The sequence below is a fragment of the Streptomyces toxytricini genome, from assembly GCF_014649915.1.
Lineage (GTDB): Bacteria > Actinomycetota > Actinomycetes > Streptomycetales > Streptomycetaceae > Streptomyces > Streptomyces toxytricini.
The window spans coordinates 25227-32026 of the sequence record NZ_BMTY01000034.1 but is presented as its reverse complement, the minus strand read 5'-3'; the positions used below and the strand labels follow the sequence as shown (position 1 = coordinate 32026).

General features: G+C 74.7%; 5 protein-coding genes. 3 read left to right on the top strand and 2 right to left on the bottom strand.

Annotated elements, in window-relative coordinates; genetic code table 11:
• Positions 1–663, top strand: a 663-nt coding sequence (locus IE170_RS30955; protein WP_229885313.1) for a LysM peptidoglycan-binding domain-containing protein, incomplete at its 5' end; no start/stop codon positions are given.
• Positions 664–1044: 381 nt separating this feature from the next.
• Here the strand turns inward: IE170_RS30955 and IE170_RS30950 are convergent.
• Together IE170_RS30950 and IE170_RS30945 are read right to left on the bottom strand one after the other, a co-directional pair.
• Positions 1045–2139, bottom strand: a complete 1095-nt coding sequence (locus IE170_RS30950; protein ID WP_189812791.1) for a phosphatase PAP2 family protein — start codon at positions 2137–2139, stop codon at positions 1045–1047.
• Positions 2140–2380: 241 nt separating this feature from the next.
• Complete coding sequence (locus IE170_RS30945) at positions 2381–3526, bottom strand: putative hexosyltransferase (protein WP_189812790.1); 1146 nt, start codon at positions 3524–3526, stop codon at positions 2381–2383.
• Between the two features lie 295 nt (positions 3527–3821).
• Here IE170_RS30945 and IE170_RS30940 point away from each other — a divergent pair, with 295 nt between their 5' ends.
• On the top strand, positions 3822–5525 hold the full coding sequence (locus IE170_RS30940) for an MFS transporter (RefSeq protein WP_189812789.1): 1704 nt from the start codon (positions 3822–3824) through the stop codon (positions 5523–5525).
• A gap of 102 nt (positions 5526–5627) precedes the next feature.
• On the top strand, positions 5628–6797 hold the full coding sequence (locus tag IE170_RS30935) for an acyl-CoA dehydrogenase family protein (protein WP_189812788.1): 1170 nt from the start codon (positions 5628–5630) through the stop codon (positions 6795–6797).
• Positions 6798–6800: the final 3 nt, after the last annotated feature.

Sequence of the window (6800 nt, the reverse complement as noted above, 5' to 3'; positions counted from 1 at the left end):
CCCGCGGGAGCCGGCGCGGCTCCTCCTCCGCCGGCGCCCGGCCCCGCCGCCGCCGCGCACCCCGGCTCGCCGGGGACCCTCGGCAGCGGGCCGGGGGACTGCGGGCCGGGCCGGGAGTGGCCCTGGGACTGCGTGGCCGACTGTGAGAGCAGCGGGCGGTGGGCGGTCGACACCGGCAACGGCTTCTACGGAGGCCTGCAGTTCCGGCAGTCGACGTGGGAGGAGTACGGGGGCCTCGCCCACGCACCGCGCGCGGACCTGGCGACGCGGGAGCAGCAGATCGCGGTGGCGGAGGAGGTGCTCGCCGAGCAGGGCTGGGAGGCCTGGCCGGTGTGTGCGCGGCGGTACGGGCTGGCCGGGCGGATGCACGTGGTGCGGGCGGGGGACACGCTGGCGGGGATCGCCCGCAAGCGGCGCGTCGAGGGCGGCGCGCAGGCGCTCTACGAGGCCAACCGGGCGGTGGTCGGGCCGCGTCCGGAGGCGCTCGCCGTCGGCCTCCTGCTGGTCCTCCCGCCGCCCCGGCCGGCGAAGCCGGCGCCCGGTGAGCGGCTTCCGTCGGCCGTTCCGGGCGGCCCCGGAACGAGTTCCGGAGCGGAGGGCGGGCAGAGTCCGCAGCCGGCGCCGGACGGGTCCGCGGCAACCGCTCCGGCGGAGAAGCCGTAAGCGGACCGGAACGTCCCGGCGGTGCTCCGCAGGCCGCCGCGCACAATACCGGCGCCGAATTCCCGGCCGCTCGAACGGAATGCGGAAGCGGGTTCGGCGCGGATGCGGCGGCGCGCCGGATAAACAATGGCGGGGGCCGGTTCGGGGCGGGCTTCCCGTGGCGATGCGGGGAAGTCTGACGACCCGTAAAACTGTCGACATTCCGTGACACAAGTGTGACCCGGTACGGACGAACGGCCGGGCGCGGCGCTGACGTCCGGGCTCCGGGAACGGCCGAGGCGGGCCGGATGGGTACTCCGGCCCGCCTCGCTCCCGCACGGGCAGGGGTGGTGCGTACCGCCCCGCGCGGGCCGTCGTGCCCGGTGGTCCGGGCCGGTTCCGTCAGCCGCCGCCCGCGGCCGGGCGGGCGGCCGCGCGGGCCGCGCCGGCCCGCTCGCCGTGGGCCGGGCGGCGGGACCCGGCCGGGGTTCCCGGCAGGCGCTCGGGCCGGACCAGGTGCGGCCGGCCGGAGAGGTGCGCGGCCGGCCGGGGGACCGTCGTGTGCCCGGGGGCCGCGGCAGCCGTGGCGGCCGCGGCAGCCTGTGCGGGCGCCGGCGCCGGAGCTGCGGCAGCGGCCGGAGCCGGGGTGCCCGCCGGGGCCGGGGGCCGCCACTTGCCGCCCGCGGACAGCAGCGGCACGAGCGCCGCGGCGACCGGAGCGGGCAGGGTCCCGGCCTCCACGCGGCGGCGCATCGCCTCCCGCTTGGCGAACACCCAGGCCTCGACGCCGGCGATCAGCGGCTCGAACCAGGGCAGCGCCAGCATGATCAGCAGGCCCGCGGACCAGCCGAGCAGCACGTCGCTGACCCAGTGGGTGCCGAGGTAGACCGTGGTGGCGCCGACGCTCAGCGAGACCACCGCGGAGACGATGGACAGCACGCGCCGGGTGGTCACGGTCGACGCGAGGTAGGCGAGGATGCCCCAGGTCACGACGGCGTTGGCGGTGTGCCCGGAGGGGAATATGTCGCCGCCGGCGAAGAGTTCGGCCGAGCCGATCGTGGTGGCGTAGTGCGGGCCGAGCCGGCCGAGGCCGAGTTTGACGGAGCCCACCGTCACGTTCAGCAGGAGCAGCGCCACGCCGAGGGTGATCAGGGGGCGGAGGGTGTGCTGCCGCCAGGAGCGCCAGCCCAGCCATGCGGCGACCATGACCGCGGTGGGTCCGCGCTGGCCCAGCACGACGAGGTAGTCGAGGAAGGCGTGCAGCTGCGGCCACTGCTCGTAGGGCCGGAAGAACATCACCTGCCAGTCCAGGCGGACGAGCCAGGACGTGGTCAGGACGGCCACCACGATCGCGAGGTAGAACGCGAAGGTCGATCCGAGGAGCACGACGCGATGCCGGCTCATCCGCGGTGTTTGCAGATGAGCCGGCCGCTCGGGTTCCCGGTCCAGTCGGGCGAACACCCGCTCCAGCCGGGTCAGGATTCGGTCGGTACGCACTCAATCGACGTTACCGCGCGCCGCTGTGCAGCCCGGTCGAATCACCGGGTTTGTGATGACCATGTGATGTGGAGTTGGTCTCACGCGGTGCGTAATTCCTGGGATTAAGGCATTAGTTGGTGCATCCGGCTCTTTGGTGCGGCCATTCTTTCCCACGGCTTACACCATCTTTATCTTCGCGGTTCAATTCCTTTCTGCGCCGGTGCGGAAGAGCGTTCGCCGCCCGCACCGCCCCATGCCGCTACGGCGGCCCCGAGCCGTTCAGCCAGGACGCCCCGTACGCCGCCGACGCCAGGGCCGCCGCTCCCAGCAGCGCCGCTGCCCGCCGCGGCCGCCACCGGGCCAGCGCGAGGGCCGCCGGAAGCAGCAGCGGGAACGCCGGCAGCAGCAGCCGCGGCTTGGACCCGAAGTACCCCGACGCGCCCAGCGCCAGCGCGACCACGATCCCCGTGTAGACGAGCAGCGGGGCGGGCTGCCGCTGCCGTACGCACAGCGCGTACAGCCACAGCACCAGCAGCACGCCCGCGGCCAGCGCCAGCCCCGCCGCGGCCGGACCGGGCCCCTCGGCCAGCATGGCCGCGGCGAACCGGGCGAAGGCCAGCCCCCCGTCGAAGCCGTTGCCCCAGCCCTCCTGCACCCGCAGGTACCCGAGCAGCCCCTCACCGGTGTACGCGCCCACCCACAGCACGTACGCCGCCGCCCCCGCCGGAGCCAGGACCGCGCCCGCCGCGATCCGCCACGACCGCTCGCCGCGCCGCCACGCCAGGGCTGCCGCCGCCCACACCGCCGCCACGACCGCGGCGCCGACCGGACGGGTCAGGCCCGCACCCGCCGCGAGCAGGCCCGCCGCCGGCCACCACCCGCGCAGGACCGCGTACAGCGCCCACGCGGCCAGCGCCGTGAACAGCGCCTCGCTGTACGCCATCGACTGCACGACACCCACCGGCAGCGCGGCCCACACCGCGACCGCGCACACCCCGACCCGCCGGGCGTCCGCCTCCGGCCACCGCTCCCGGCACACCGCCCCGGCCACCGCGAAGATCCCCCAGGCCGCCGCGAGGCCCGCCACCGCCGACACGGCCAGGCCCGCCGAGCCGTACCCCAGCCCCGTCGCCCCCGACACCAGCCGCTCCAGCCACGGCAGCAGCGGGAAGAACGCCAGGTTCGCGTGCACGTCCCCGTTCGGCAGGACCACCTCGTACCCGTAGCCCTCCGCCGCGATCCGGGCGTACCACAGCGAGTCCCACCGTGCCGACAGCAGCGTGTGCGCACTGCTGCCGACGGCGGCGCCCCACCCGGCCAGGACGGCCGCACCGAGCAGCCGGACCGCCGCGAAGACCGCCAGGGCGGGCGCGGCCCGGCGCAATCCAAGATCTTCCACGGGCATGATTATCCGGGGGCCCGTGGCCGCCGACCGGCGCGGAACCACAGAAGGTGACGGCTCGTGTACGCCGGGAGAGGGCGGGCGGGGAAAGCGGGCGGGGCGAGTGGTGCATGCCACAGGGAGGCCGCCGCCGCGATGAGAGCTTGACCACGTGGGGCACCGGCGAACTCGCGTACGCTGACCCTTCACTCGCACGTCGCCGCCGGACCCGCAGGGCGCCGCACCGCACAACGCCGCCGCGGCCCCGCCGAAAACGCCGGTCCACCGGGTGCGAGCGATTCATCTGGGAGGTACATGCATGCCGGGGACCAACGCGGCCGGCCGCAGGATCGCCGACACCGACAGAGGGCCCCTCCTCAACCGGCTCCGGGCCGCCTCCGGCGGAACGAACCGCTGGCTCGTCCTCGCGGTCCTGTGCGTCAGCCTGGTCCTCGTCGCGCTCGACGCGACGATCCTCCACGTCGCCGTCCCCGCCGTGACCGAGGACCTGCGCCCCGGCCCGATCGAGCTGCTGTGGATCGTCGACGCCTACCCGCTCGTCTGCGCCGCCCTGCTGATCCTCTTCGGCACCCTCGGCGACCGGATCGGCCGCCGCCGGATACTCCTGCTCGGCTACGCCCTCTTCGGCACCGCCTCGGCCGTCGCGGCCTTCGCCGACCACGCCCAGGTCCTGATCGCCGCCCGCGCCCTCCTCGGCATAGGCGGCGCCATGATCATGCCGGCGACGCTGTCGATCCTGCGGCAGGTCTTCCCCGACCGCCGCGAGCGGGCCCTCGCCATCGGCATCTGGACCGCCGTCGCCGCCATCGGCGCGGCCGGCGGCCCCGTCCTCGGCGGCTTCCTCATCGAGCACTTCTGGTGGGGCTCGGTCTTCCTCATCAACATCCCGCTCATGGCCCTGATCCTCCCGCTCGGACGGTGGCTGCTCCCCGAGTCCAAGGGCGCGGCCGACGGGCCGTGGGACGTGCTCGGCGCGCTCATGGCCGCGGGCGGCGTCCTCGGCGTCGTCCTCGGCGTCAAGCGGCTCGGAGCCGAGCGCCGGCTCCTCGACGCCGAATGCCTCGTACCGCTCCTCCTCGGCATCGTCCTGCTCGTTCTCTTCACCCGCCGCCAGAGGCGCCTCGCGCACCCGCTGATCGACATCCGGATGTTCGCCCGCGCCGCCTTCTCCACCTCCGTCGGGTGCATCGTCCTCGCCATGCTCGCCCTGGTCGGGCTGGAACTGCTCGCCGTCCAGTACCTCCAGCTCGTCCTGGAGCTCAGCCCGCTCGAAACCGGGCTCCGGCTGCTCCCGCTGACCTTCGCGGCGATGGCCGCGGGCGCCACCGGCTCCTACACGCTGGCCCGGATCGGCCCCCGCACGATGGTCTCGCTCGGCTTCCTGCTGACGGCGTTCGCCGTGCTGCTGCTGACCCTCATGGGCCAGCACGACCGGCCCGTACTCCTCACCGCAGGCTTCGTGCTGCTCGGTTTCGGGCTCCAGACGACGCTGTTCGCCGCGTACGAGTCGATGCTGAGCGAGGCCCCCGCAGAGACCGCGGGCGGGGCGGCCTCCATAGGCGAGACCTCCTACCAGCTCGGCGCGGGCATGGGCATCGCCCTCCTCGGCAGCGTGATGAACGCGGCGTACGCGCCGGGCCTGCTCGACGTGCCCGGGGTGTCGCCGCAGGAGGCGCGGGGCGCCGCCAACTCGCTGGGGGAGGCGTACCAGATCGCCGGGCACCTCGGCGGGGCCGCGGGCGACGCGCTGTACGCGGCCGCCCGGCACTCGTTCGTCCACGGGCTGCACATCACGCTCGTGGTCAGCGCCGGCCTGCTGCTCGCCGGAGCGCTGATGGCGCTGAAGCTGCCGCGGGCCATGGACTGCACTGCGGCGGACGAGCCGGGTACCGCGGGCGCCGCCGCCCCCGTGCCGCTGCCGGCCCAGGCGGGCCCGGTCGACGCGGAAGACGCAGAAGGCACAGCAGACGCGGAAGGCCGCCCCACGGCCAAGGCCGTCTGACGCCCCGCGCCGTCCGGCCCGGCAGGCGGGGGCTGGACCGGCGCCCGCCGCGGCGACAAACTAGCACCGCTAGGTTCACCCCCAGGCCCGCCGGGAGGCCCCGTGTCCTTCGTCCCCACCGATCCGCTCGGCCTCGACGAGCTCCTCAGCCCCGAGGACGCCGCCGTCCGCGACACGGTCCGCGCGTGGGCCGCCGACCGGGTCCTGCCGTACGTCGCCGACTGGTACGAGCGCGGCGAACTCCCCGGCATCCGGGAGCTCGCCCGCGAGCTCGGCGCGCTCGGCGCCCTCGGCATGTCCCTGGAGGGGTACGGCTGCGCCGGCGCGACCGCGGTGCAGTACGGGCTCGCCTGCCTCGAACTGGAGGCGGCCGACTCCGGAATCCGCTCCCTGGTCTCCGTCCAGGGCTCCCTCGCCATGTACGCGATCCACCGCTACGGCTCCGAGGAGCAGAAGCAGCGCTGGCTCCCGGGCATGGCGGCGGGCGAGCTGATCGGCTGCTTCGGCCTGACCGAGCCCGACGCCGGCTCCGACCCGGCGGCCATGCGCACCCACGCCAAGCGGGACGGCACGGACTGGATCCTGAACGGCCGGAAGATGTGGATCACCAACGGCTCGGTGTCCGCGGTCGCGGTGGTCTGGGCGCAGACGGACGAGGGGATCCGCGGCTTCGCGGTGCCCACCGACTCCGCGGGCTTCTCCGCCCCCGAGATCAAGCACAAGTGGTCGCTGCGGGCCTCGGTCACGAGCGAGCTGGTCATGGACGACGTCCGGCTGCCGGCCGACGCCGTACTGCCGGGGGTCGTGGGTCTGAAGGGGCCGCTGAGCTGCCTCAGCCACGCGCGGTACGGGATCGTCTGGGGCTCGATGGGTGCGGCGCGCGCCAGTTTCGAGGCGGCGCTGGACTACGCGCGGACGCGGGAGCAGTTCGGCCGGCCCATCGGCGGGTTCCAGCTCACCCAGGCGAAGCTGGCGGACATGGCGCTGGAGCTCCACAAGGGCATCCTGCTCGCCCACCACCTGGGCCGGCGGATGGACGCGGGTACCCTGCGGCCGGAGCAGGTCAGCTTCGGCAAGCTCAACAACGTCCGTGAGGCGATCGAGATCTGCCGCACCGCGCGGACTGTCCTCGGCGCCAACGGGATCTCCCTGGAGTACCCCGTCATGCGGCACGCCACCAACCTGGAGTCGGTGCTCACCTACGAGGGCACCGTCGAGATGCACCAGCTGGTGCTGGGCAAGGCGCTCACCGGTCTCGACGCCTTCCGGTGAGGC